25 protein-coding genes and 4 pseudogenes are annotated in these 23,758 nt (G+C 57.9%); 12 read left to right on the forward strand and 17 right to left on the reverse strand.

The annotated features are described in order from the left end of the window. Positions 1-9: 9 nt before the first annotated feature. Together ACZ1GM_RS01460 and ACZ1GM_RS01465 are read left to right on the forward strand one after the other, a co-directional pair. Positions 10-699: a DsbA family protein gene (locus tag ACZ1GM_RS01460; RefSeq protein WP_472677442.1), complete on the forward strand. Its 690-nt coding sequence runs from the start codon at positions 10-12 to the stop codon at positions 697-699. Positions 700-701: 2 nt separating this feature from the next. Further along, positions 702-1,670: a M48 family metalloprotease gene (locus ACZ1GM_RS01465; protein ID WP_472677443.1), complete on the forward strand. Its 969-nt coding sequence runs from the start codon at positions 702-704 to the stop codon at positions 1,668-1,670. On the opposite strand, the gene ACZ1GM_RS01470 is transcribed toward ACZ1GM_RS01465, so the two are convergent. Continuing rightward, positions 1,667-2,227: an HD domain-containing protein gene (locus ACZ1GM_RS01470; RefSeq protein WP_472678597.1), complete on the reverse strand. Its 561-nt coding sequence runs from the start codon at positions 2,225-2,227 to the stop codon at positions 1,667-1,669. The two genes, ACZ1GM_RS01465 and ACZ1GM_RS01470, sit on opposite strands and share 4 nt — an antisense overlap. A gap of 129 nt (positions 2,228-2,356) precedes the next feature. Between ACZ1GM_RS01470 and ACZ1GM_RS01475 the strand changes: the two are divergent. The 4 genes and pseudogenes from ACZ1GM_RS01475 to ACZ1GM_RS01490 all read left to right on the forward strand — a co-directional run bounded on the left by ACZ1GM_RS01475 (position 2,357) and on the right by ACZ1GM_RS01490 (position 6,357). Next, a pseudogene (locus ACZ1GM_RS01475) lies at positions 2,357-3,586 on the forward strand (sensor histidine kinase). Next, positions 3,583-4,380: a LytR/AlgR family response regulator transcription factor gene (locus ACZ1GM_RS01480; RefSeq protein ID WP_472677444.1), complete on the forward strand. Its 798-nt coding sequence runs from the start codon at positions 3,583-3,585 to the stop codon at positions 4,378-4,380. The pseudogene ACZ1GM_RS01475 and the gene ACZ1GM_RS01480 overlap by 4 nt, the downstream one beginning before the upstream one ends. 314 nt (positions 4,381-4,694) lie before the next feature. Beyond that, a pseudogene (nadC, locus tag ACZ1GM_RS01485) lies at positions 4,695-5,570 on the forward strand (carboxylating nicotinate-nucleotide diphosphorylase). A gap of 28 nt (positions 5,571-5,598) precedes the next feature. Further along, the gene (locus tag ACZ1GM_RS01490) at positions 5,599-6,357 is read left to right on the forward strand and encodes a ribonuclease T2 family protein (RefSeq protein WP_472677445.1); all 759 of its coding nucleotides are present in this window, start codon (positions 5,599-5,601) and stop codon (positions 6,355-6,357) included. A 3-nt stretch (positions 6,358-6,360) separates the two neighbouring features. Here the strand turns inward: ACZ1GM_RS01490 and tadA are convergent, their stop codons facing one another. Next, a complete protein-coding gene (gene tadA / locus ACZ1GM_RS01495; protein WP_472677446.1) occupies positions 6,361-6,816 on the reverse strand; it encodes a tRNA adenosine(34) deaminase TadA in 456 nt (151 codons plus the stop codon). A 164-nt stretch (positions 6,817-6,980) separates the two neighbouring features. Between tadA and rpmB the strand changes: the two genes are divergently transcribed. After that, complete coding sequence (gene rpmB / locus ACZ1GM_RS01500; protein WP_472677447.1) at positions 6,981-7,271, forward strand: 50S ribosomal protein L28; 291 nt, start codon at positions 6,981-6,983, stop codon at positions 7,269-7,271. Positions 7,272-7,388: 117 nt separating this feature from the next. Here rpmB and ACZ1GM_RS01505 read toward each other — a convergent pair whose 3' ends face one another. From ACZ1GM_RS01505 to xseA, 4 genes are all read right to left on the reverse strand, one after another. Next, the gene (locus ACZ1GM_RS01505) at positions 7,389-8,372 is read right to left on the reverse strand and encodes an esterase-like activity of phytase family protein (protein WP_472677448.1); all 984 of its coding nucleotides are present in this window, start codon (positions 8,370-8,372) and stop codon (positions 7,389-7,391) included. Positions 8,373-8,400: 28 nt separating this feature from the next. After that, complete coding sequence (locus ACZ1GM_RS01510; protein WP_472677449.1) at positions 8,401-9,228, reverse strand: M23 family metallopeptidase; 828 nt, start codon at positions 9,226-9,228, stop codon at positions 8,401-8,403. 128 nt (positions 9,229-9,356) lie between these two features. Beyond that, positions 9,357-9,566, reverse strand: a complete 210-nt coding sequence (locus ACZ1GM_RS01515) for a DUF2093 domain-containing protein (protein ID WP_472677450.1) — start codon at positions 9,564-9,566, stop codon at positions 9,357-9,359. A 24-nt stretch (positions 9,567-9,590) separates the two neighbouring features. Beyond that, positions 9,591-11,069, reverse strand: a complete 1,479-nt coding sequence (gene xseA / locus ACZ1GM_RS01520) for an exodeoxyribonuclease VII large subunit (RefSeq protein WP_472677451.1) — start codon at positions 11,067-11,069, stop codon at positions 9,591-9,593. On the opposite strand from xseA, the gene purD reads away from it, so the two are divergent. Further along, complete coding sequence (gene purD / locus ACZ1GM_RS01525) at positions 11,068-12,351, forward strand: phosphoribosylamine--glycine ligase (RefSeq protein WP_472677452.1); 1,284 nt, start codon at positions 11,068-11,070, stop codon at positions 12,349-12,351. The two genes, xseA and purD, sit on opposite strands and share 2 nt — an antisense overlap. Then, positions 12,348-13,001: a DsbA family protein gene (locus tag ACZ1GM_RS01530; RefSeq protein WP_472677453.1), complete on the forward strand. Its 654-nt coding sequence runs from the start codon at positions 12,348-12,350 to the stop codon at positions 12,999-13,001. Before purD ends, ACZ1GM_RS01530 begins: the two co-directional genes overlap by 4 nt. 109 nt (positions 13,002-13,110) lie before the next feature. Here ACZ1GM_RS01530 and ACZ1GM_RS01535 read toward each other — a convergent pair. After that, a pseudogene (locus ACZ1GM_RS01535) lies at positions 13,111-14,113 on the reverse strand (adenosine kinase). Between the two features lie 149 nt (positions 14,114-14,262). Here ACZ1GM_RS01535 and ACZ1GM_RS01540 point away from each other — a divergent pair. The 3 genes from ACZ1GM_RS01540 to ACZ1GM_RS01550 are packed head-to-tail and all read left to right on the forward strand — an operon-like array spanning position 14,263 to position 16,405. Beyond that, a complete protein-coding gene (locus tag ACZ1GM_RS01540; RefSeq protein WP_472677454.1) occupies positions 14,263-14,961 on the forward strand; it encodes an EI24 domain-containing protein in 699 nt (232 codons plus the stop codon). After that, positions 14,948-15,403 (forward strand): hypothetical protein, encoded by a 456-nt coding sequence (locus ACZ1GM_RS01545; protein ID WP_472677455.1) that lies wholly within the window; start codon positions 14,948-14,950, stop codon positions 15,401-15,403. Before ACZ1GM_RS01540 ends, ACZ1GM_RS01545 begins: the two co-directional genes overlap by 14 nt. 57 nt (positions 15,404-15,460) lie before the next feature. Next, entirely contained in the window at positions 15,461-16,405 is a 945-nt protein-coding gene (locus tag ACZ1GM_RS01550; RefSeq protein WP_472677456.1) for a hypothetical protein, read from the forward strand. Positions 16,406-16,538: 133 nt separating this feature from the next. On the opposite strand, the pseudogene ACZ1GM_RS01555 reads toward ACZ1GM_RS01550, so the two are convergent. From ACZ1GM_RS01555 to ACZ1GM_RS01600, 10 genes and pseudogenes are all read right to left on the reverse strand, one after another. Next, positions 16,539-16,896 (reverse strand): annotated as a pseudogene (locus ACZ1GM_RS01555) (HesB/IscA family protein). Next, positions 16,896-17,381 carry an SUF system Fe-S cluster assembly protein gene (locus ACZ1GM_RS01560; RefSeq protein ID WP_472678599.1) on the reverse strand — a complete coding sequence of 162 codons (486 nt, stop codon included), beginning with the start codon at positions 17,379-17,381 and terminating at the stop codon, positions 16,896-16,898. The pseudogene ACZ1GM_RS01555 and the gene ACZ1GM_RS01560 overlap by 1 nt, the downstream one beginning before the upstream one ends. A gap of 20 nt (positions 17,382-17,401) precedes the next feature. After that, on the reverse strand, positions 17,402-18,649 hold the full coding sequence (locus tag ACZ1GM_RS01565) for a SufS family cysteine desulfurase (protein ID WP_472677457.1): 1,248 nt from the start codon (positions 18,647-18,649) through the stop codon (positions 17,402-17,404). Then, the gene (locus ACZ1GM_RS01570) at positions 18,646-19,434 is read right to left on the reverse strand and encodes a SufD family Fe-S cluster assembly protein (protein ID WP_472677458.1); all 789 of its coding nucleotides are present in this window, start codon (positions 19,432-19,434) and stop codon (positions 18,646-18,648) included. Before ACZ1GM_RS01570 ends, ACZ1GM_RS01565 begins: the two co-directional genes overlap by 4 nt. Continuing rightward, on the reverse strand, positions 19,412-20,188 hold the full coding sequence (gene sufC, locus ACZ1GM_RS01575; RefSeq protein WP_472677459.1) for a Fe-S cluster assembly ATPase SufC: 777 nt from the start codon (positions 20,186-20,188) through the stop codon (positions 19,412-19,414). The genes ACZ1GM_RS01570 and sufC overlap by 23 nt, the downstream gene beginning before the upstream one ends. 38 nt (positions 20,189-20,226) lie before the next feature. Then, the gene (locus tag ACZ1GM_RS01580; RefSeq protein WP_472677460.1) at positions 20,227-20,667 is read right to left on the reverse strand and encodes a hypothetical protein; all 441 of its coding nucleotides are present in this window, start codon (positions 20,665-20,667) and stop codon (positions 20,227-20,229) included. A gap of 40 nt (positions 20,668-20,707) precedes the next feature. Then, entirely contained in the window at positions 20,708-21,241 is a 534-nt protein-coding gene (locus ACZ1GM_RS01585) for a hypothetical protein (RefSeq protein ID WP_472677461.1), read from the reverse strand. Then, positions 21,238-21,756 (reverse strand): endonuclease domain-containing protein, encoded by a 519-nt coding sequence (locus ACZ1GM_RS01590; protein WP_472677462.1) that lies wholly within the window; start codon positions 21,754-21,756, stop codon positions 21,238-21,240. The genes ACZ1GM_RS01585 and ACZ1GM_RS01590 overlap by 4 nt, the downstream gene beginning before the upstream one ends. Beyond that, positions 21,753-23,255 (reverse strand): Fe-S cluster assembly protein SufB, encoded by a 1,503-nt coding sequence (gene sufB / locus ACZ1GM_RS01595; RefSeq protein WP_472677463.1) that lies wholly within the window; start codon positions 23,253-23,255, stop codon positions 21,753-21,755. Before sufB ends, ACZ1GM_RS01590 begins: the two co-directional genes overlap by 4 nt. A gap of 10 nt (positions 23,256-23,265) precedes the next feature. Further along, positions 23,266-23,688: an SUF system Fe-S cluster assembly regulator gene (locus ACZ1GM_RS01600; protein ID WP_472677464.1), complete on the reverse strand. Its 423-nt coding sequence runs from the start codon at positions 23,686-23,688 to the stop codon at positions 23,266-23,268. Positions 23,689-23,758 lie beyond the last annotated feature (70 nt).

Raw genomic sequence — 23,758 nt, forward strand, 5'->3', positions numbered from 1 at the left:
AGAACACGCATGAAACAGAACCTTCTTACCGCGGGCCTTGCGCTCATTTTCGGCTTCGTTGGAGCCGGGCTTTGGTCTTTGAGTGGTCTCGGCAACGGCCTGACTCGCGCATATCTGGTCAACAACCCTGACGTCCTTCCCGAAATGGCGGAGGCATTGCAGCGTGATCAAAGCGCAGAACGGCTCGCGCAGGTTGAAACCGATGTCATGGCAGCCTTTCCCGGCGCGGTGCTGGGCAATCCAAATGGCAGCAAGACGCTGGTCAAGTTCACGGACTATGGCTGCGGTTTTTGCCGTTCGAGCATCCCTGATATTAAACGCCTGATCGCCGCCGATCCAGACTTGAAAGTGGTGGTGCGCGAATGGCCAATTTTTGAAGGCAGCGAGCAAGCCGCACGGATTGCACTCGCTGCGGCAAAGCAGGGCAAATACCCAGCATATTATAATGCTCTGTTCGCTGCTGGCCCGCCAACGCCTGAGAATGTTGATAGAGCTATTTCTGAAGCGGGCCTGGACCGAGAAGCGGCGATGGCTTTCGCCGTTACAGACGAAGCATCAGCCGAAATCGCCAAGAACATGACACTAGCGCGCGCCCTGGGTTTTGGCGGCACTCCCAGCTGGGTTGCCGGTGGTCAGACAATGGAAGGCGCGGTCGGCCATGATGCGCTGGAGGAAGCGCTGACACAAGAAGGCGCGTGAGCGTGCGCACGCTTCTGCATGCGATGCTCTTGCTGGTTGGCGGCTTCGCCGCCCCGGCTGTCTATGCGCAAGACAACGAACTGCGCGCCTTGCAACAGCTCGATCAGCGGCTTTTCTCAATCGGTTGGAAGCTCGTGACGGGCAACGCAGACTTTTGCGAAAAGGCCGCCCCCGCCATCGGCCTTTTACTCCATGACGCTCATGCCTATGGCGATGCAGAGGAGGTACACCAAACGCTAGGGCTTACCGGCGATATTGCCATGCAAGCGGTCGCTCCAGACTCTCCCGCAGCCTTGGCGGGTGCCGTCGCCGATGCAACATTAACGCATCTGGATGGTAAAGCAGTTGAAGCGAAATTCCCCAAAACGAAAAAGCGCTGGGAGCGGATGGTCGCAATCAATGAGGCTTTGGAGCTAAGCCTAGCAGTTGAAGGCCGCGTGGCACTGGCATGGCAAACCCCAGACCGCGAGCGAACGTCCGCGCTGTTGACGGGGACGATGGCGTGCCCCAGCCGATTTGAGGTCCAGTCAAAGGGCGGCCGGGCCGTGGCCGATGGCACACGCGTGATATTGGGGCGCAAATCGCCGGCCTTCGACTATGCCGAGGATGAATTCGCCGCGCTTGTTGCCCATGAGCTGGCGCATAACCTGCTCCGCCACCGCGCGCTGTTCGATGATGTTGGCCGCAAGCGCAAGCTTGTTCGCCTGACAGAGCGGGATGCCGACCGAATGATGCCCTGGCTGCTCGCCAATGCAGGCTATGATCCGCATGCCGCCAGCCGCTTTATGACCAGCTGGGGCCCGAAGCACGGCGGGGGGTTGCTACGCAAACGCACGCATGATGGTTGGGACGAGCGGTTAGAGTTTATCGAGGCCGAAATCCCATTGGTCGAGCAGGCGATAGCCGACACCGGCAAGGCCGACTGGTCAACGCGGTTTGCCCAAATGGCCGACGAATATGATCGTCGCTAAGCGGCCTCGTCTTCCAACGCTGACTTATACATAGACGCCAGCGGCTGAGCCATCACGCGGCGCACCATGGGTTCAAAGAAGCTGAGCGGCTCGCTGTCGTAGTCAGGGTCAAATGCAGCCTGATCATATTTTTCACAGAACTCTGCGCACGCATCATAGTACGGATTGCCCGCATATTTATCGCGCAGGTTCCGATCCATGCCGAGGTGGTGAAAGTAGTAATAGCCCTGAAACGCGCCGTGATTCTGGCAAATCCAGTGAATTTCCTCGGTCACAAAGGGCTTGAGGATCGCAGCGGCGACCTCCGGGTGGTTATACGATCCCAGCGTGTCGCCGATGTCATGCAGCAATGCCATCACCACATATTGCTCTGACCGTCCATCGCGGTGCGCGCGGGTCGCGGTTTGCAGCGAATGCTCCAGCCGATCGACCGGAAATCCGCCAAAATCCCCGTCAAGCAGGCGCAGATGATCCAGCACACGGCTGGGCAAATCTTTGGCAAATTCGCGATATTCACCGCCGATGATGGCCCAATCGTCCGCAGTGCCTTCTTTCATTTCGCGAAATTTGGCGCGCTCCTGCGTGCCTGCTTCGATAGTGCTCACCGCGACTCTCCTTCGCTTTACCGTATTGTTGGGAGTGTAACGGGTGGCGCTTGGGCGTGCAATTCGTCTAAAGCGGTGCTGATGTCGGTATTGCCGATCACCCCAAGGCCGTTCTTTGCCAATAAGAATCGGGCATTCTGGATGCTGCAATTGGGCGGCTGGGGTGGCGCATTTGTACTTCGTGCCGTCTCGGCATTTGCCAATGGGTTGCCGCCCGAGCGACTCGTGATCATTCTGCTGGCCACGATCACTGGCTTCTCGCTAAGCCTGGTGCTCTCTGTGGTTTACCGCCAGTTGATCGGTACCGTAGACCACTCGTAACATGGGGCTCCACCGTGGTGGCGCTCGCCATCGCCGTTGGCGTCCACGCCTTTATCGATAGTTGGGTCCTTGATCTTGCTAACCCCGACAATGACACCAGCTTCCTGCTTCGTTTCGTGGGCATCTATTTTATCGATCTTATCTTGCTGGGTGCGTGGTCGGCGCTCTATTACGCCATCAACTTCTTCGTACAGATCGAGGAGCAGCAGGATCGGTTGGCAATTCTGGAAATGCAGGCGACCAGCGCTCAACTCGCCATGTTGCGCTACCAGCTCAACCCGCATTTCCTGTTCAACACATTGAATTCCATCAGCACATTGGTTCTGCTCAAACAAACAGAACCTGCCAATGCCATGTTGACCCGCCTTTCCAGCTTTTTGCGCCATACGCTTATTTCCGAGCCGAGCGGGAAGGTCACCGTTGCGCAAGAGGTGGATACCCTAAAGCTCTACCTCGACATTGAGCGGATGCGGTTTGAGGAGCGGCTGCGAACAGAATTTACCGTTGATGAAAGCGCCGCCAGAGCATGTATCCCGGCGATGCTGCTTCAGCCATTGATTGAGAATGCCATCAAATACGCGGTGACCCCGCAAATGGATGGCGCCACGATCAGCCTTAAGGCGGTACGTTGCCAGAAACCGGCTACGAATGACGGTGACGGATACCGGGCCGGGTATCAAGGCCAGCAACCCGCACAGTCAGGCGCTGGAAATGGCCGAAAAATCCCGCCGCACAGGCTCAACTGGCGTCGGGTTGGCCAATATTCGCGACCGTCTGGCACAGGCCTATGGCGAGGATCACCGCTTCGAAATTCGCACGCCAGAGGCCGGTGGTTTTGAAGTTCGCATCGAAATCCCGTATGAAGAGGCAGAAAAAGATACCTCGTTCAGCGGGGAGACTGACAAACAGGGTCACAAGGGTTCGCACCCTGAGCAAGCACGCAATACCGAACGCGCGCCCGCTCACCAAAGCGCAGGATACCATACATGACCATTCGCACACTGCTCGTAGATGATGAAAAACTGGCCATTCAGGGCCTGCAATTGCGGCTTCAGGATTATGATGATGTCGACATCATCGATACCTGCCAAAATGGCCGCGAAGCGATTCGGGCGATCAAGACGAAAAAGCCCGATCTGGTCTTTCTCGACATTCAGATGCCTGGCTTTGATGGCTTTTCGGTCGTGCAGGGTGCGATGGAAATCGACCCGCCGCTATTCGTATTTGTGACCGCATATCAAGAGCATGCGATCCGCGCGTTTGAGGCCAATGCCGTCAATTACCTGATGAAGCCGGTCGATGAAGACAAGCTGGCCGACACGATAGAGCGTGTGCGCCAAAGGCTGGCCGACAAGAAATCGTCTGAAGATGCCGAGAAACTGCTTAACGTGCTTTCCGAAGTCGCGCCCGATGCGGCACAAGATTTCGACAGCGACGATGGCGAAACCGTTGGCCGGTTTGAGAAGCTCATCAATGTGAAGGATCGCGGCCAGATTTTCCGCGTGGAAGTCGACACGATTGAGCATATCGAGGCGGCAGGTGACTATATGTGCATTTACACCGGCGACAATTCGCTGGTCTTGCGCGAAACGATGAAGGATCTGGAGCGGCGGCTTGACCCACGCAATTTCCAGCGCGTGCATCGCTCCACGATTGTGAACCTCAACCAAGTGCGTCAGGTGAAGCCCCATACCAATGGCGAGTGCTTTCTGGTCCTTGAAAGCGGCGCAGAGGTGAAGGTCTCACGCAGCTATCGCGATGTCGTCGCGCGGTTCGTGCATTGATGTTTTGTGTTCCGAAGCCACCTCCGTGGCTTCGTCCTCGGCGCTAATCCTTCGCTTCGCTAGGGGCACCTGCGGGCGGCTGGCCTTGCGGTCACCTAATCGGTGACCGTGCTCCGCGACTAAGCCAAAACCCTCTGGCCTGGAATAGGTCGGCGAGCGACCAGCGAGCCGCAAACGCGACTGCGCGCCCGCAGCGACGCGATCTTTGATCGCATGAGCGAGGATAGCCAAGGCTGCGGACGCAGCCGCCGACGCTTGAGGCTCAACAAACACTCTTGCTTGCGGAAAACACACGACTCCGCCAAACCACACCCATGTCTCAATTCACACTCCCTGGCTTCGACCTCGATAAGTTCGTCCGTGATACGCTGGCGGAGGACTTAGGCGAGGGACTGCCCGGTGGCGGGCGCGATGTTACGTCTGAAAGTGTTATTCCCGCCGATGCTCGATTTGCTGGCGTTATGGACAGTCGCGATCCGATTGTTGTCGCAGGCCTGCCCGTAGCCGAGGCGTTTTTCCGCGCGCTCGACCACGATGTGGAGATCGAGATGCTGGTCGTTGATGGCGATGCTGTAGAGCCCGGCACCGACCTGATGCGGCTTTCAGGCAATGCCCGCGCAATGCTGACCGCAGAACGCAGCGCGCTCAATACGGTTCAGCACTTGTGCGGCATCGCCACCATGGTGCGCGAATATGTGACCGCGATGAGAGCAGGGGAGACAACCCCGACTGCACTCTGCTGGACACACGCAAGACCATTCCGGGCCTGCGACACCTCGACAAATACGCCACACGCATGGGCGGCGCGAGCAATCACCGCATGGGATTGTGGGACGCCGCAATGATCAAGGACAATCACGTCGCCGTGGCTGGAAGTGTAGGCGAAGCGGTTCGCCGCGCCGTTGCCGCGGGCGTCAAAGAGATCATTTGCGAAGTGGACCGGCTCGATCAGATTGAACCCGCTTTGGAGGCTGGCGCGACCCGCCTGCTGCTCGATAATATGGAGCCTGATACGCTGCGTGAAGCGGTGGCGATGGTTTCAGGTCGTGTTCCGACCGAGGCGAGTGGTGGGATTAATCTCGACACGATCAAAGCCAAGGCGGCGACCGGCGTAAATTTCGTGTCAGTCGGACGCCTTACCCAAAGCGCCCTGTACCGCAGACATTGGCCTAGATTTTACGCCTTTATGAGTGTTTGTTTTCGCTCACGGCAGTTCGCATGAGCGAACGCCTCCGCGGGGGCGGCCTAATGGCCGACGCGCAGTCGCGCTTGCGAAGCGCTTTCGTCGCTTCGTTTCTGCTGTTTACCTGCATACCCACCTTCGCACACGCCCAAGCCTATCAATGCCGCATGCCACAAATTACCGAGGCGCCGCGTGTCCAGCAATCCGGCCCGGTTCGCCGGTTGCCGGTTACCGGCTATACGCTGGCGCTCAGTTGGAGCCCGGAGTTTTGCAAGCCACGCGAGGGGCAGCGCGCGCATGCCTTGCAATGCTCAGGACGCAATGGTCGGTTCGGCATGATCGTACACGGGCTGTGGCCCAATAGCGGACAAACATGGCCCCAATGGTGCAGCGCCTCTCCACGTCCGACCGGCGCACAAATCGCTGGTGCCCTTTGCATGATGCCCTCGACGCGGCTCGCCGCGCGGCAGTGGGCGAAACATGGCAGTTGCATGGCCAAGCGCCCGGAAACTTACTTCAAAGTCACACGCATTCTCTACGATTCGCTACGCTTCCCCGATTTTGACCGGCTTTCACGCAAGCCAGACCTGACCGTTGGCGATGTGCGCGAGTGGTTTCTGGTGGCCAATCCCAGCTGGAAGCGCCGCGACGCAATTGGCATGAAGATCAACAGTCGCGGGTGGCTGCAAGAGCTCAGGCTTTGCTATAATAAGCGCTTTATGCCGACCACGTGTGACAGAGGCCGCTTTGGCCCCAAGGATGAAGTTTCGCTCAAAATCTGGCGGGGGCTGTGACCCTCACCGCCGTTTCTTGAAAAACGCGCGCAAGATCTCTGCCGCTTCGTTTTCACCAATGCCAGAGTACACTTCTGGCCTGTGCAGCGCTTGTGGATGCTCGAACACCCTTGCGCCATGCTCCACACCGCCGCCCTTGGGATCGCTCGCGCCGTAATAGAGTTTCGCGATCCGGGCATGCGTAATGGCACCAGCACACATTGCGCACGGCTCCAGAGTGACCCACAACTCGCAATCTATCAGACGCTCACTTCCCAACGTCTTCGCAGCGGCGCGAAGCGCGATAATCTCTGCATGAGCCGTTGGGTCATTGTCGCCGCGCGGGGTATTGCGCCCCTCGCCAATGATCGCGCCATCCTTGACGACAACCGCGCCGATCGGCACCTCGCCATCGGACTCGGCTTCGCGCGCCAAAGCAAGTGCGCGCTGCATCGGTTCTGGAATGGGCCAACTGGTCATGTCGCTCCGCGCTTAGCGCCCGGCCACGCGCCTCGCAAATAGGGCACGATTTGCTTGACGATTCGGGTAGGCGCAGCTATGCGGCGCGCTTTCCGGCGAATACCGGGCTTTGAGACATCCTGCGGAGACTGCTCCGCGGAACCAATTCGATTGAGAGATTTATCATGTCGCGCATTTGCGAACTCACCGGCAAAGGCCGCCTGGTCGGCAACAATGTCAGCCACGCCAATAACAGAACGAAGCGCGTATTTCTGCCAAACCTGCAGAATGTTACTCTGCTGAGCGAAAAGCTGGATCGCGGTTTCAAGTTTCGCGTATCAACGCATGGCCTGCGCTCTGTTGAGCATAATGGCGGCCTCGATAACTGGCTACTCAAGACCAGCGACGACAAGCTTTCAGCCCGCGCGCTGAAGGTGAAGCGCGAGCTGAAGAAGGCCACTGCTGAAGCTGCATAGTTTTGCCGCTTTGCGGATGATCAAAAGGGCGTGCGGGGCTATTCCGCGCGCCTTTTTTGTTGGGAGTGAATCAGCGAAAGGTTGGAGGGCGTGGGCTGGCCAGATTACGCTAGCAAACTAAACTTCACCGCACGCATCCCATTCAAGTTTCAGCAGCAATGTCCGCTGGAATACGCTGAAATTATCATCAGAAATCAGCCAGATATCGCATGAGTCGCCTTCACGCTCAGCAATCGTGATACCTTCATAATTCTCTGGCGGGATCGGCGCATCCAGCCGCGCAAGCACCTCTATCGGCCAGACCTCCCCCTCTTGAATCTGGGTCGGATCAGCCGTCGCAATTGCAACATGCCATGCGGGCCAGGGGATCACATCGAAATTCCTGAGCAGGATTAGTACGCGGCCATCAGCCATTGGCGCCATGTCAACCGGGCGCATGCCGTCAGGCGTTGCGAGCTGGAAAACCATCGGATCGCGAGCTCCGGATAGTGTGGGGTCGGACGCGAACAACAGCCCTTCGTGATTGTCACCGCCAAAGCGCGTCCGTTGTTCTGCCAATATGATGAACCGTCCATCGGCCAACCGCGCCATCGCCTCAGGCCCCGAATTGTCCCACCAGCCCGCCATTTCCTCTGGCACCGCCCGAGCATTGCGCTGGGCAAGGTCCTCATATCGCTCAATCGCATTGGACCCCTCATAGGCAGCCCATAGCGTCCCCACACTCAGATCCTGAGCCATCGCCTCTAGGTCATAGTCACGCTTATCCTGTGTTTCGGCACCCGGAAAACTTCGAAAACTCGCCTGTGCGTTACCCTGATCAAGCGGACGCAAGGATAGCAAACGCCCTGCGTCACTGCCCGCCAATAATCGTCCATCGGGCCGCATCAGCAGCGCTGAATAGCCGCCAAAGTGATCGTTTCTGCTCTGCAAATGCCATGCCCCAGCTAAGGTCAGTGGCCCTGCCGACGCGTCCTCGATATCCAGCGTCGTGACAATCAGACCAGAGGCATAGTCCGGCTCTGGCGCGGGTGTCCGCACAAAAGTCCCCGGGGCAAGGCCAAGCGCCACCAAGGCAATAAGGAGAAGCTTTTTGCCGCGCATGGGCGGGATTTCTCAGCCAGCTCAGCGTCTACATCGGGCCAACGAGCAGCAGCGGATCGATCCGCGCATCACGCCATTTGAGGCCCCAATGCAAATGCGGCCCCGTCGAACGACCTGTCGAGCCTACATTGCCGATATGCTGGCCTTGTTTGACGTAATCGCCCTCTTTGACGACGATCTTGGAGGAATGGAGAAAAACGCTGTTCAGCCCGGCTCCATGATCAATGATAATCAAGCCGCCTTCCAGGCTGAAGCCCATCCGCGCCAACACCACGACACCATCAGCAGGCGCCACATAAGGCACACCGTGCCCCGGCGCGATGTCAATGCCGCTGTGATAGCTGCCGGGTTCACCGCGATAAATCCGCTGGCGGCCAAAGTGGCCCGAAATGCGGCCCTTCACCGGCCAGATAAAATCCTGCTGGAATCCCGTCGCACTGGTCAGCTTTTCGCGCGCAGCCTTGATCGCCAACCATTCGGGCTCACGCTTTTTCCACCATGCCTCGGTCGATCCGCCAGAGCGCCGCGCAATATTGACGCGCTGGATATTCCATTGACGCGGTGAGATCATCAGAGCGGCACTCTTGCTCGTTCCATCCTGCATTTCCGCGCGCAAAGTGGCCATGCCGTCTGCATCGCGATCAAACGCGGCGAAGAACCCGCCCTCGCTATCCAGTTCTAACGGTGTGTCGCCAAGAAACGCGTTGACGGTTCCCGACGGGGCCTGCCCCCTGATCCAGCCGCCTTGGGTTAACTCACCATCGTAGACAAACCGCGCACGCTGAGCAGGTTCCGGAATAGCTGGTGCGGGCGGTGGGATAGTGGCAATTGTCGTGGTTTGCGGTGCCTTGGTCAATCACTACAGGCGCGGCATCCGCTCCTGCTTCGGGCCGCGCTTCCGGTTCCGCGGCAGCGGGAATACAAGCCGACATTAAAACCAGCGTGGCGGCGATCAGGCCCGCTCTTGCAATCATGGTTTCAATCTCACGGTTTCAGGCGTTCCGTGGCCATTTCCGCACTCGCATACGGCTCCTGATAATGGACGCTCCAATACCGCAATTCCTCCAGAGGAATCGCCTCTCCGCTCACCGCGCAGAAGACATGCTGGCCAGCGCGCAGAACGCGAAAACCATTGGGGCCGTATTGCAGCTTGGCTTCGCCACTGCTCGAATTTCGATCCGATGACATCAACATAATATGCGCCTTATCAAGCTACGATCATCCAAACAAATCTTCTTGCCGTTTATCGGTGTCAGATTGCTGAACGCGCCGGGGTTTTCTGGGCGTGGGTTTAGGTGTAATTTGCCGGGTTGCCTCGCCAGTTGCCACGTCTAAATCGCCATCACGAAACTTCAGGGTTAAACCCGCTTCTTTCTCGGCCTGTGCCTTGTCCGTCAGCGTCGCACCCGCGGTGTTTGTGACACGCACATAGCCGCGCGCGAGCGGACGATCAGGGTGCAATTGTTCCGCCAACCGGGCCAGCGATGTGAGCTTCCCATCATAGTCAGAAATGCGGCGACGGATCAGCCCCATGTCAAGCCTCTGGCCTTGCAACGCCTGCTTCGCATCGCGCAAGGAACGCACCAACGTCGCCGGCGACAAACGCTGCCGCGCCAATGCCTCGCGACCTTTGCTGGCCCGGTCCATCAGGCCGCGTCGCAAGCGTTCGGCCATATCGTCAAGCCGTTGCGCCTGCGGTTGCAACAGTGCCGCTGGCGCGGGAATGCGGTCCGCCCGCGCCGCAAGCCGCTCTCGCCCCAGCATGACCGGTTTGCGGATCGCTGCACGCTGACGCAGGCCAAAATCGCCCAGTGTCGCGGCAAGCTCTGCCCGAACCGGCACCGCCATTTCCGCGGCAGCCGTTGGAGTAGGGGCGCGCTGGTCAGCTGCAAAGTCTGCGAGGGTAGTGTCGGTTTCGTGCCCAACCGCGCTGATTGTCGGGATAGTACAATCGGCGATAGCGCGAACGACCACCTCCTCATTGAACCCCCACAAATCCTCGATCGAGCCGCCGCCGCGCGCAACGATGACGAGATCCGGCCTGTCAGCATGGCCCACAGGCAGCTTGGAAAATCCACGTACTGCGCTCGCGACCTGCTCTGCTGCGCCCTGCCCTTGGACCAGCACGGGCCAAACGATCACCCTGCTGGGGAAGCGATCCGCCAGCCGGTGCAGGATATCGCGAATGACCGCACCAGTGGGTGACGTCACCACGCCAATGGTGCGGGGAAGGAATGGCAGACGCCGCTTGCGCTCCGGCGCGAACAAGCCCTCAGCCTCGAGGCGCGCCTTGGTTTTTTCGAGCAAGGCCAGCAACGCCCCCTCGCCCGCCAGTTCCATCCGGTCAATCACAAGCTGGTATTTGGAACGCGCAGGATAAGTGGTCAGTTTTCCGCTCGCGACGACCTCCAGCCCGTCTTCGGGCGCAAAGGGAAGCCGAGCCGCGTTCCCCTTCCACATCACGCCATCAATCACGGCCTTTTCGTCTTTGAGCGCGCAATACATATGGCCAGAGGCCGCCCGCTTTACGCCCGACAACTCGCCCTGTAGCCGGACAAAACCAAACTGCTCCTCCACCGTGCGCTTCAAGGCCTGCGAAATCTCGCTGACAGAATATGCCTTTGCGTTGTCGCCCGCAGCTTCGCGCGCTACGAGACCATTTTCAGCGTCATCATCGGAAAGGGAATTGGCGGGCATGAATATCTTGCTCATTGGATCGGGCGGACGCGAGCATGCGCTAGCGTGGAAGCTGGCGCAATCCCCTATGTGTGACACCTTGTGGGCGACGCCGGGCAATCCGGGCATTGCCGAAGAGGCGATCTGCACTGACCTTAATGTGAGCGATCATGATGCCGTGGCACGGTTCTGCCACGACAATGATATTGGGCTGGTTGTTGTGGGGCCAGAGGCGCCATTGGTTGACGGGTTGGGAGACAGCTTGCGGACCGCCGGACTGGCTGTTTTTGGCCCCTCTCAGCAAGCCGCGCAGCTAGAGGGCAGCAAAGGCTTTACGAAGGATCTTTGCGCGCGTGCGAATATTCCCACTGCGGGCTACATTCGCACCAGTTCTCTGGAGCACGCGCTCGGCGCGCTGACCCGCTTCGATGCACCTTATGTCCTCAAAGCCGACGGGTTGGCAGCAGGCAAGGGCGTGGTCATTGCCGAAACGCGCGAAGATGCAGAGGCTGCGCTGACCGATATGTTTGGCGGGCAATTTGGTGACGCAGGCGCAGAGGTGGTGATCGAGGAATTTCTGGAAGGTGAAGAAGCAAGCTTTTTCGCCATAACCGACGGCACGACCATCGTCCCCATCGGCACCGCGCAGGATCACAAGCGTGTTGGCGACGGTGATACCGGACCCAACACTGGCGGCATGGGGGCATACTCTCCAGCGCCTGTTTTGACCGATGCGTTGCAGGCACAGGTTATGCGTGAAATTATCGAGCCAACCGTTGCGACCATGGCGGCTGACGGCAATCCCTATTCCGGAGTGCTATACGCCGGATTGATGCTGACCCCAGCCGGCCCGCAACTGATTGAGTACAATGCGCGCTTTGGCGATCCCGAATGCCAGGTGTTAATGATGCGGTTGGAAAGCGATCTGGCCGAATTGATGCTGGCCTGCGCAAATGGCGAATTGGCCAACGCGCCTCGACCAGTTTTGTCGGATGATTTTGCCATGACGGTTGTGATGGCGGCAGAAGGCTATCCCGGCACACCGAAAAAAGGCGGCACGATCAATCTGGGCAAATCAGAGGCAGGCGGCGCGAAAGTCTTCCATGCTGGTACCAAAATGGTCGATGGCGATCTGACATCATCGGGCGGGCGCGTTCTGAACGTCACCGCGCGGGGTGAAAGCGTCAATGATGCACACAACATCGTTTATGATGCGGTCAACATCGTCACTTTCCCGGACGGCTTTTATCGCAGCGATATCGGCCATCGCGAGATCGCCCGCGAACAAGGTTCCGCCGCTTGAGCGAGCCGCGCTCCAAACCAAAAGGGCCGCGCCAAGCCTTTGTAATTGCAGGGTTAGTGGCCATCGGATTGATGCTGTCCATCGTCTTGCGCCAATCGGTTTTCCGCGGTGAAGATTTGTCCGAGTTTGGCTGGGCTGCCCGTATTCTGACGGAGGAAGGCTATCCGGTCGGGGGCAACCCCGATGGCGATGTAACCGTGATGGTGTTTACCGACTATGCCTGCGGAATCTGCCGCATATCTGATCCTGAGCTGGAACGCGCAGCCGCAGAAGATGGTAATGTGCGGATTGTCTATCGTCTTTGGCCGGTCTTCGGGCCACCATCCGAACGCGCTGCACAGATAGCTATGGCAGCCGACCAGCAGGGGCAATTTGTACCATTTCACAAAGACTTATTGGCGAGCGCCGCCTTGTCAGAACGGGGCGTACGCACGACTTTCGAGGATGCAGGGGGCGATTGGACGCGGTTGCAAAGCGATCTCGAAACGCATGGAGAGGCTATCGAAACCGCGCTTTCCAGCACCCATCAGGCAGCGTTTCGAATGAGCCTGCAGGGTACACCCGCCTATCTTGTCGGGCCATACCTTTTCAGAGGCAAAACCAATGCTGGGACCTTCGAGCGCGCCTTTAAGAAGGCTCGGGGAAAGTGACTCCCTGACGGTTTTACTAGCCACCCGCGCCCTCCACCCTTCCACCCGGATTGTGTCCCGGTAGGCTCCGGGCGGAAGGGTGGAGGGCGCGGGTGGCTAGGTGGTTACATCAAGAAACCCCAAGCTTCTCTGCCACCAACGCCTTAAGGTCCACCTCAGGGCGCGGGCCGTAATGACTGATCACTTCTGCGGCTGTGATTGCCCCACGTGTCAGGCAGTTTTCGAGCGGTTCGCCTTTAGCGTATCCTGACAGGAAACCCGCTGCGAACTGATCACCGGCACCAGTGGAATCGACCACCTTGTCAATCGGTTCGTACCGCGACTTCTGCCCGCTCGCCATGCGCCAGAGCAACCGCACCGTCGGCGCTGCGCGTTGCAACCAGAACGGGGACCTTGTCCTTAATCGCAGCCAGACCGGTCTCGAAATCATCCTCGCCCGTAAGCGTGGCCAACTCATGCTCATTGACGAACAATATGTCGATCACTCCATCGTCGATCATCGCGCGGAAATCATCGCCATGCCGTTCAATCACAAAGCTCTCGCTAGCGGTGAAAGCAATCTTGCGCCCTGCAGAGCGTGCGACTTCAATGGCGCGGCGCATCGCTTTGCGCGGCTCTTCCGGGTCCCACAAATACCCCTCGAGATACAGGATTGCAGCGCTGGCGATCAGCTCTTCATCCAGCGCCTCTTTCGGCAAAAACTGGCCCGCCCCAAGGAAGGTGTTCATCGTCCGCTCGCCATCCGGCGTCACGAAAATGAGCACGCGGCCTGTTGCTGGCTCGCCGTCACGCGCTGGCGTGTCGAAATCAATCCCCGTGGCGCGCATATCATGGCGAAAGACCTTGCCCAGCTGGTCGTCAGCAACCTGGCCAATAAATGCGCATTGCAGGCCCAGAGTCGACAGGCCAGCGAGAGTATTGGCGGCAGAACCACCGGAAATTTCGCGCGCAGGTGGCATCGCCGCATACAGATCATCAGCGCGCGCTTCATCAATCAGCGTCATCCCACCGCGATTGAGCTGAAGCTCCTCGATCAATTCCTCTTCGCAAGAGGCGATGACATCGACCACAGCATTACCAATAGCAATCACGTCATAACGGGGTTCGATCATGAAAAGTCTTTCTTCAGGAATTTCGGTAGGATTTGCAGATTGTCGCTGCGCGTTAGCGCTTCATCGGGACAAGGCCAAGCGCGACGTTGACTTGCGTGAATTCGCTGCGCAATCCACTCCAACCTCATGATTGCTTGTCCCAAACACCAATGTTAGCCCGCGCCCTTCTCTTGGCCGTAAGACAACTCGGCGATCCTGCGATCCTGAAGGTCTTGGTGAAGTCTCTGGCGGTAACCCTCGCCATCTTCGCGACGCTCGGCATCGCGTTATGGTTCTGGCTCGGCCCGATCATTTCCGGTTGGGGCGATGCACTGGGCGACAATGACTACACCGGGATCATGGCAGCGCTAGCAGCCGCAATTATCGTATTTGCTGGTGGTTGGCTGCTTTTTCGCGTCGTTGCGCTGGCCGCGATCCAATTCTTCGCTGACGAGATTGTGCGTGCGGTGGAGCGCAAGCATTATGGCCATGCGGCTGACGTCCCCGGCCTGCCTTTCAAAACTGAATTACGTCACAGCGTGCGCTCGACCCTGCGTGCAATCGGAGTGAATCTGTTGATCGCGCCAATCGCTCTGTTGCTCCTCTTCACGGGCATCGGAACGGCGCTGGTGTTCTGGCTGGCCAATGCCTTTCTGCTGGGCCGCGAGTTACAGGATATGGTCTGGCTAAGGCACCGTGAGCAGGATCACGCGATTGCCCCGATGGGCGGCGTGACGCGTTTTGCATTGGGAGGAGTCATCGCTGCTCTTCTGGCGGTGCCAGGCTTGAACCTTTTGGCACCCATCATTGGCGCGGCAAGTGCCACTCACCTCATTCATCAACGGAAAGGCACTCATGCGCCGATTTAGTGTTCTACTCTCTGCGGCCCTGATCAGCGGCTGCGTTGGTGCACCTGCTGCAGTGTCAACACGCACGCCACCAGCACCGACCAATGCCCCATCATCGGGTTCGTCGGCAGAAGCACCGCCACCCATGGCGCCAACCGGGCCACAAATCGCCCCCAGCACGGGCGAGTTTATCGCACCGCGTGTGCTCAACATTCCGGGTCTGAGGGGCGTGATTGGGGCGAATACATCCGCGCTCACCCGCCAATTTGGCCCACCACGCCTAAGCGTGCGCGAAGATGATGCGGTGAAGTTGCAATTTACTGGCGATGCCTGCGTTCTGGATGTCTTTCTCTATCCACTGCAGCCAAGTGGCGAACCGAGCGCAACCCATGTCGAAGCACGCAGGGCGAGTGATGGGCGAAATGTCGACCGCGCGACCTGCGTCGCAGCGCTCAAAAGGTAACCGCGTCTTACCGATAGTCTGGCAAGAAATGCCCACATTCCAGGGGGTTTTAACGTCATGAGTATTCAGTTCGCCGATCTCGCCAAATCTGTTGCGCAAGATGGTCATGTTTCCGCAGAGGAAATTCTGTCGCTGCGCCAGTTAGGTTGGGGCGATGGCATCATGACGCGCGAAGAGGCTGAGGCGATCTTTGCGATCAACAACCAGATCAGCAACCCTAGCGATGACTGGGTAGACTTTTTTGTCGAGGCGATCCGCGAATTCGTTCTGATGGGAACCGAACCCAAATATATGTGCGATGCGAACGAGGCTGCATGGTTGATCGCGCAACTGGACGCAGACGGAAAGCTGGAAAGCATGGCAGAGCTTGAGGCTCTCGTGCGTATCATCGAGCGTGCTGAGAATGTCGATGATAGCCTGAAAAAATACACGCTGAAGCAAATCGAACACGCTGTTCTACATGGCGAAGGCCCCACCCGCGGCAATGGCGCTCTGGCGAGCTGCCATGTGAGTTCTACGGAGTGCAGCATCCTGCGCCGAGTGATCTTTGCGAGTGGCGGCGAAGGGCCAGCAGCGGTCAGCCGTTATGAGGCAGAAATGCTCTTTCGCATCAAGGATGCTACCTTGGGTGCGGCCAATGCACTCGAGTGGCCCAAACTATTTGTCGATGGCGTTGCCAACTATCTGCGCGGCTTCACCGCCATGAACGGGCAGCTCTCTCATGATCGGATGAAGGAGCTTGAGAATTTCATGAATGACACATCCGGCGGTGTTGGTCAGTTCTTTGGGCGCATGGCAAAAAGCGCGCCTGCCGTTCACAATCACTTTGGCACGGTCTTTGGCAAAAAAGGCTCAAAACCGACTTTTGCCGAACGCGCCGCCGCGGGCGAGGTTGTGACCGAGGCCGAACAGCAATGGCTCGACGCAATGGTAGACGCCGATGGCGAGCTAGATGCGTTGGAAATCCAGTTGCTCGAACGCGTGGCAGAAGATTTAGGTTAGCAGCGTAGCGAAAAAGAATTTTTCTAGCTTCGTGCGAAAACGGTTTTGGACGAGACCCGGAGCGCAGTGGGCATTAAGCCCATGAGCACCGGAAGCGTAGGCCGGAGCCGTTTGCAGCCGACGCGAGAGAAATTCAGACCATAAAGCTCTCGCCACAACCACATGCACCCTTGGCATTGGGGTTTTCAAAGGTGAAACCGGCAGAGAAATCATCCACCACCCAATCCATCACGCTGCCGATCAAATACAGCACGCTGGCCCCGTCGATATAGAACACACCACCGGGCGTTACGATCTTCTCGTCCATGGCGACTTCTTCAGTCACATAATCAACGGAATAGGCGAGGCCAGAGCAGCCGCGTCGCGGGGTCGACAGTTTCACTCCAATCGCATCGTCTGGAGCATTCGACATCAGTTCGGCAATGCGCTCCTCTGCCCCTTTGGTGAGGGTGACGGCGTACCGGAATCTCACGTGTTTTCATCTCAGTCATCACAACATCCCCAGCTCGAGCCGCGCTTCATCGGTCATCTTTTCCGGGCTCCATGGCGGATCCCAAACCAGATTGACTTCAGCGTCGCGAACGCCCGGCACACTGGCCGCACGCAGCTCAACTTCACCCGGCATACTTTCCGCGACCGGGCAATGCGGGGTAGTCAGCGTCATGATCACTTCGACATCCGCATCATCGCTCACTTCAACGCCATAAATCAGGCCGAGATCATAAATGTTGACCGGGATTTCGGGGTCGTAAATCTCTTTCAGCGCGTCAATGACCGCTTGTTGCAGCGCGCCGCCAGCCCCGCCAATATCGTCTGCCTCAGGTTTCTTTTGCAGAAACCCTTCCAGATAATCACGCTTGCGCTCTGGCGCCTCTGCTAGGGGCGCGTCGTCAATCACATCGCTCACGCGAGCGCGCCTTGGTTTTTCAGGCAGCTTTTCTGCGACAAAGTCCTGTTCTTTTTCGGGCTTGTTCATTGTCTCTGGTTCATCATTTTTCATGGGCCGAAAATCTTCTGCGTTCGTTCAATCCCGCGCATCAGCGCCGCGATATCGTCCTCTGTCGAATAGAGGCCGAAGCTGACGCGGGCGGTTGCAGGAATATCGTAATGATCCATCAGCGGTTGCGCGCAGTGGTGGCCAGCGCGGATCGCCACATTCTCTTCGTCCAATATGGTGCCCAAATCATGCGGATGAACCCCCTCCATCACGAAAGAGACAATTCCCGCACTGCTTTCGGGCCCAAGGAGGCGGATTGAATTGATTCGGCTCAATTCTCCGCGCGCTGTGCGAACCAGCGTATTTTCGTGCACGTAAAGCTGCTGCATATCGAACGGTTTAAGGTAATCGATGGCCGCACCAAGCGCGATCACCTCGGTAATCATTGGTGTCCCCGCCTCAAACCGTTGCGGCGGCGGACCATAAGTGGTTTTTTCGAATGTGACGCGATCAATCATCGCGCCGCCACCCTGCCACGGGGGCATCGCCTCGAGCAGTTCTTCACGTGCCCACAACACGCCTATGCCCGTGGGGCCATAAAGCTTGTGGCCGGAGAGCACGAAGAAATCGCAGCCCAGTTCGGACATATCCAGCCGCATGCGCGGCGCACTCTGGCAGCCATCAAGCAGCAGTTTCGCACCAACCGCATGCGCGGCTTTCGCAGCGCGTTTCGCGCCGAGCACGCTGCCGAGCACGTTCGACACATGCGCCAGCGCGACCAGCTTGTGCTGCTCGGTCAAATTTGCCTCAAGCCAATCGAGGTCGATCCGACCATCATCGGTTAGCGGACAGATATCAATCTGAGCATCAACTCGCTCAGCCAGCATCTGCCACGGCACGATGTTGGAATGATGCTCTAGCTGGCTCAGCATGATCCGGTCGCCGGCGTGGATATTCGCGTTGCCCCAGCTTTGCGCGACGAGATTAATACCCTCGGTCGCGCCGCGCACGAAGACAACCTCATTGGCGTTCTGTGCCCCAATGAATTGCGCCGCTTTCTCGCGCACTGTTTCAAACGCGCGGGTCATCTCAGCAGACCGCGCATAGACACCGCGGTGCACGGTCGCATAATCAGCTCCCATCGCCTGGACCATGGCATCAATCACCGCTCGCGGTTTTTGCGCGGTCGCGGCTGTGTCCAGATAGTGCCACGGCTGGCCGTTGTGCGTAATCAGGCCGGGAAAGTCAGCCCGCACATCATGCGCCGGGGTCAGCCTTGTCGAGGTTAGAGAGGCAGGCGCATTCACAGCGTGCCGTCCTCCAGATAGTTTAGCGCGTGCTCCAGCATAAGGTCGCGCTCTTTCTCATCTTCCAGCTCGACAAAAGCGTCGCCGATAAAGGCCTGAACCTGCAGTTTGCGAGCGACCTCTGGTGGGATGCCACGTGCCGCCATGTAGTAGGCTGCATTCTCATCCAGCTGGCCAATCGCGGCACCATGCGCGCACAGTACATCGTCAGCGAAGATTTCCAGCTCGGGCTTGGTATTCGCGCTCGCGCCTTTTTCCAGCAGGATCGCGCGGAAGTTTTGCGCAGCATCGGTTTTCTGCGCATCCCTGACCACTTCAATCCGGCTGAGAAAATTGCCCGTTGCGCGCCCCCAATGGACCGCGCGAACAGTCTGATTTGACGTCGCCTTGGGCTGAGCATGGATGGTGCGGGTCACAAATTCCTGAACCTTGTCGCCGCCGCCAACGGTTACACCGCCAAACTCGAAATGCGCGCCTTCTTCCAGCGTCACTTCGATCTCGACACGCTGATATTTTCCGCCCGCCAGCGTGATGAATGCTTCGAAACGGCCACCCTTGCCAACATGAACGCGCAGCCGATCGACCATACCCTTCGCTGTTTCGCCAGAGGAATGGGTCGCGACTTCGCGGCGAGTTTCCCCAGCGGGTACATCGAGCGTGCGCCAGTGGTTGAGCACGCGGACATCGGAGTCCGCGAGGAAGCCGGTATCGGCATAGCGCCAGTCCTCATCACGCTGGGTTGGCCTAGTGAGGGTATCCGCCTCAGGCATCTGCCAAGCCTTCATTCAGCAGGGCATCATAGCCCTCTTCTTCGAGGCGCAGCGCCAATTCTGCTCCACCTGTCTGCACAATGCGACCATCGGCCAGCACACTGACCTTGTCTGGCTTCACATAGTCCAGCAGACGCTGATAATGGGTGATCAGCAACACGCCTTTATCGGGCGCCCGCATGATCGCATTGATCCCCTCGCCCACCACACGCAGCGCATCAATATCAAGGCCGCTATCGGTCTCGTCCAATACGGCAAAACGCGGGTCGAGAATGCCCATCTGCACCATTTCAGATCGCTTCTTCTCGCCGCCGGAAAAGCCGACATTCACATGCCGTTTGAGCATTTCCATATCCAGCCGCAGCAGTGCCGCCTTCTCTTTCGCAACCTTCAGGAAATCGCCGCCAGAAACCGGCTCTTCCCCGCGTTCCTTGCGCTGCGCATTCAATGCCTCGCGCAGAAACTGAACATTGGAAACGCCGGGAATTTCAACCGGGTATTGAAAGCCGAGGAACAACCCCGCCGCAGCACGCTCATGCGGATCGAGATCGAGCAGATCCACAGTCTCGCCATCAGCGCCGATAAACTCCACCGATCCACCGGTTACCTCATAGCCGGGCCGACCGCCCAACACATAAGACAGGGTCGATTTACCAGCGCCATTTGGGCCCATAATCGCATGAACCTCTCCAGCCGCAACGGTGAGCGTCAGCCCCTTCAAAATAGGCTTGCCGTCAATTTCGGCATGGAGATCACGGATAGTCAACATGAGGAATTACGTCCTTGTCAGGGTTGGGCGATCCAGATTTAGGTCGCCTGATTTTGAACGGCGGTCATATCTGGTCCGGCCAGTTCATCGATTTTTGCCAGCCAGCGCTCTGCATATTCGACGCGTTCACCGCGGTGCCGCCCTAGATTCAGGTCGCCAAGCATGCGTACCGTATGATTCTTGGACTTCTCCCGAACGCTGTCACAGCTTTCAGTTGGGTCCTCACGGTTGAGCACTTTCCCATCAGAATCGTAGAGTTCCACGCCGAGTTCGCTCTGACGGCAAATGAGGTAAGGCATCATCGCCGGCGCGATTTCACGGGGGATGGCGACGCTATCAAGCTGCTGCTGCGCAACGGGCAAATCATTGTCGAGATCGGGCACTGCGCCTGGCGTTTCGACCTGGGCTGTTGCCGTTGTTGCCACACAAGCAAGAGCCAACGCTCCGCCTTTCAGGGTGATTTTCGAATTACATATCATCAAACCCTCCTTCATAGTCATTGCTCAGTACTCACTTCACTCATTGCAGGGCGTCGGACATAACCGCATTCTTTGACGCAGGCTCGGCGCGCGAAGACGCTTCGTCCATCTCCGCAATTTCGGCGTCGGCCAAGTCTGCCGCACCTTCGCTGACCAGATTGTCACCATAATAGGTCGGGTTCTGCCCAAGCCGCCGCGCAATCTGCTGATCCAGATCGCGCCCACGCGCAATGTGTACCTGTTGAATTGTCTCGAACACAGAATTCACCTCGAATGAGGTAAAGCCAAACGGGTTGCCGCGCCGCTCCAACACGGCAAGCGACGTTTCCAACGCCTCTTTACGCTGCTCGACGCATTTGGGAATGTCAGCGCGATGCTGATCGGCAAACCCCACCCCGCCGCCGATTTCGTGACTGCGTGACTTCAGACAGTTGTAATAGTCATTGACGAAGGGCCGGATTGAGCCTGGATATTCAAGCACCCAGGTTTCCGGATTTTCATTGGGAACAGCGCTAACCGCTTGGCCAGCCTGTTGGCCAAACGCCAATACGGCGGCAGTGGCTAGAGTTATCATCGACGCGCACCCCTATCATTGCTATTATTGTTGTTTCCATATGTCTCAAAATGCTCGCGTCGTGCCTCGCGCTTGTCGCCAATCCGCATGCGCATGCCCAATGTGATGCGTTTCAGCACGGCATCCATATCTTCCAGAATATCCTTTGCCGCTATCCGCATCACCCGGATGCCGACCGCTTCCAGACTTTTGTCGCGGCGTTTGGCAAGGGCTTCGTCTTGCCCCTCCTCATCGATCATGATCGCCATGCCGAGATTATGGCAGCCAAAATCGACAATCGCGCTGCCGATGACGGCAAAGCGTTTAAAGGTATAACGGCCCATATCGGCTTTGGCGAAACGCTCAGCGAGAGCCTTGTGCGCAGGCGAGGCATGCCGCCGCATCTCGCGGGCACGGTCATGCAGCGCATCAAGGCGCTTATCCGAGATTTCCCAACCGCGGCCTTTGCGTTTTAAGGCTGGCGCGTCGTTTTGCTCGGTGGCGGGTTTGAGGGCGAGTTTCTTACGGTCAGTCACCCCACTGACCCCTCAAGCGAGATTGCCAGCAATTTCTGCGCTTCGACCGCAAATTCCATCGGCAGCTCTTTGAGCACATCCTTGGCAAAGCCATTGACGATCAGCGCAACCGCCTCTTCCTCGCCTAAGCCGCGCTGCATCGCGTAAAACAGCTGGTCGTCGGAGATCTTGCTCGTTGTCGCCTCATGCTCGATCTGCGCGCTGGGGTTCTTCACCTCGATATAGGGCACTGTATGCGCGCCGCAGGTATCGCCAAGCAGCAGGCTGTCGCATTGCGTAAAGTTGCGCACATTGTCTGCATTCGCACCCACGCGCACCAAGCCGCGATACGTGTTGTTCGATTTACCGGCACTGATCCCTTTCGAGATGATAGTGCTTCGCGAGCCAGTGCCGTTATGAACCATTTTGGTTCCTGTGTCGGCCTGCTGATAGTTGTTTGTAACCGCAACGGAATAAAACTCGCCAACCGAGTTTTCGCCATTGAGTACACAGGAGGGGTATTTCCACGTCACCGCGCTGCCGGTTTCGACCTGAGTCCAACTGATCTTTGACCGGTCACCCTGACACAGCCCGCGCTTGGTCACAAAGTTGTAAATCCCGCCCTTGCCCTCGGCATCGCCGGGATACCAGTTCTGTACGGTCGAATATTTGATCTCGGCATCTTCCATCGCGACCAATTCGACCACGGCGGCGTGCAGCTGGTTCTCGTCGCGCATAGGCGCGGTGCAGCCCTCCAGGTAGCTGACGTAAGAGCCCTTTTCAGCGACAATCAGCGTGCGCTCAAACTGGCCCGTATTTTCGGCGTTGATCCGGAAATATGTGCTTAGCTCCATCGGACAGCGCACCCCTTCGGGCACATAAACGAACGTGCCATCAGAAAAGACCGCGCAGTTGAGCGTCGCGAAGTAATTGTCGCGCTGCGGCACGACTTTGCCGAGCCACTTCTTCACCAGCTCGGGGTATTCCTTGATCGCTTCCGAAATCGACAGGAATATAACGCCCGCCTTCTTCAGTTCTTCACGGAAAGTGGTCGCGACGCTCACACTATCAAACACCGCATCAACCGCGACCTTGCGTGCACCCTTTACGCCGGCCAGGACTTCCTGCTCTGCCACTGGAATACCCAACTTGTCATACACCGACTTGATTTCGGGATCGAGTTCATCGAGCGATTCCAGCTCAACCTTCTTCTTGGGCGCGGCGTAATAATACGCGTCCTGATAATCGATTTCTGGATAGCCGAGCTTGGCCCAATCGGGCTCTTCCATCGTCTGCCAAAGGCGGAATGCTTTCAGGCGCCATTCAAGCATCCATTCCGGTTCGCCCTTTTTGCCAGAGATAAAGCGAACAGTGTCTTCCGACAGGCCTTTCTCGGCAAACTCGGTTTCAATGTCGGCTGACCAGCCATGTTCGTAATCAGCGGCTTTCGCAGCTGCATCCTTGGCCTCTTGATCCATTTCGGATCGGTCTTGTGTGTCGAGATCTATATTTTCACTCATGCCAGCTCTCTCAGACCAATTCTTTCGGCGTGCTCTGCCGCACAGCAAGTTGGGTCAGGTTGATCCCTGCCAGTGCGCCGCGCAGCGCATTATTCACAATTGGCCAGTGGGATTTGACGCTACAACAATGATCGACCGCACAATCATCACTATCGATACATTCAACCAATGCGATTGGCCCCTCGACCGCCTCAACAATATCCGCGACCGTGATCGCGGCGGCAGGCCGCGCAAGCTGCAAACCGCCACCCGCGCCGCGCACAGAGCGCAGCAGACCCGCAGCAACCAATTTACTGACGAGTTTTTGAACGGTGGGTGTAGGCAGGCCCGTTTCGCGAGCCAATTCAGACGCACTCACACGCTCACCACCGCAATGTCGCGCGGCTTGGCTCATCGTCAGCACGGCATAATCAGCAAGTTTAGAAAGGCGCATAGCTTAAATCAGACCAGTTTATTCTGATTTGCACTTATGCTCACTAAATGGGGGTTTCAAGCGCAAAACC

The sequence above is a fragment of the Qipengyuania sp. JB2-7 genome (assembly GCF_055693485.1).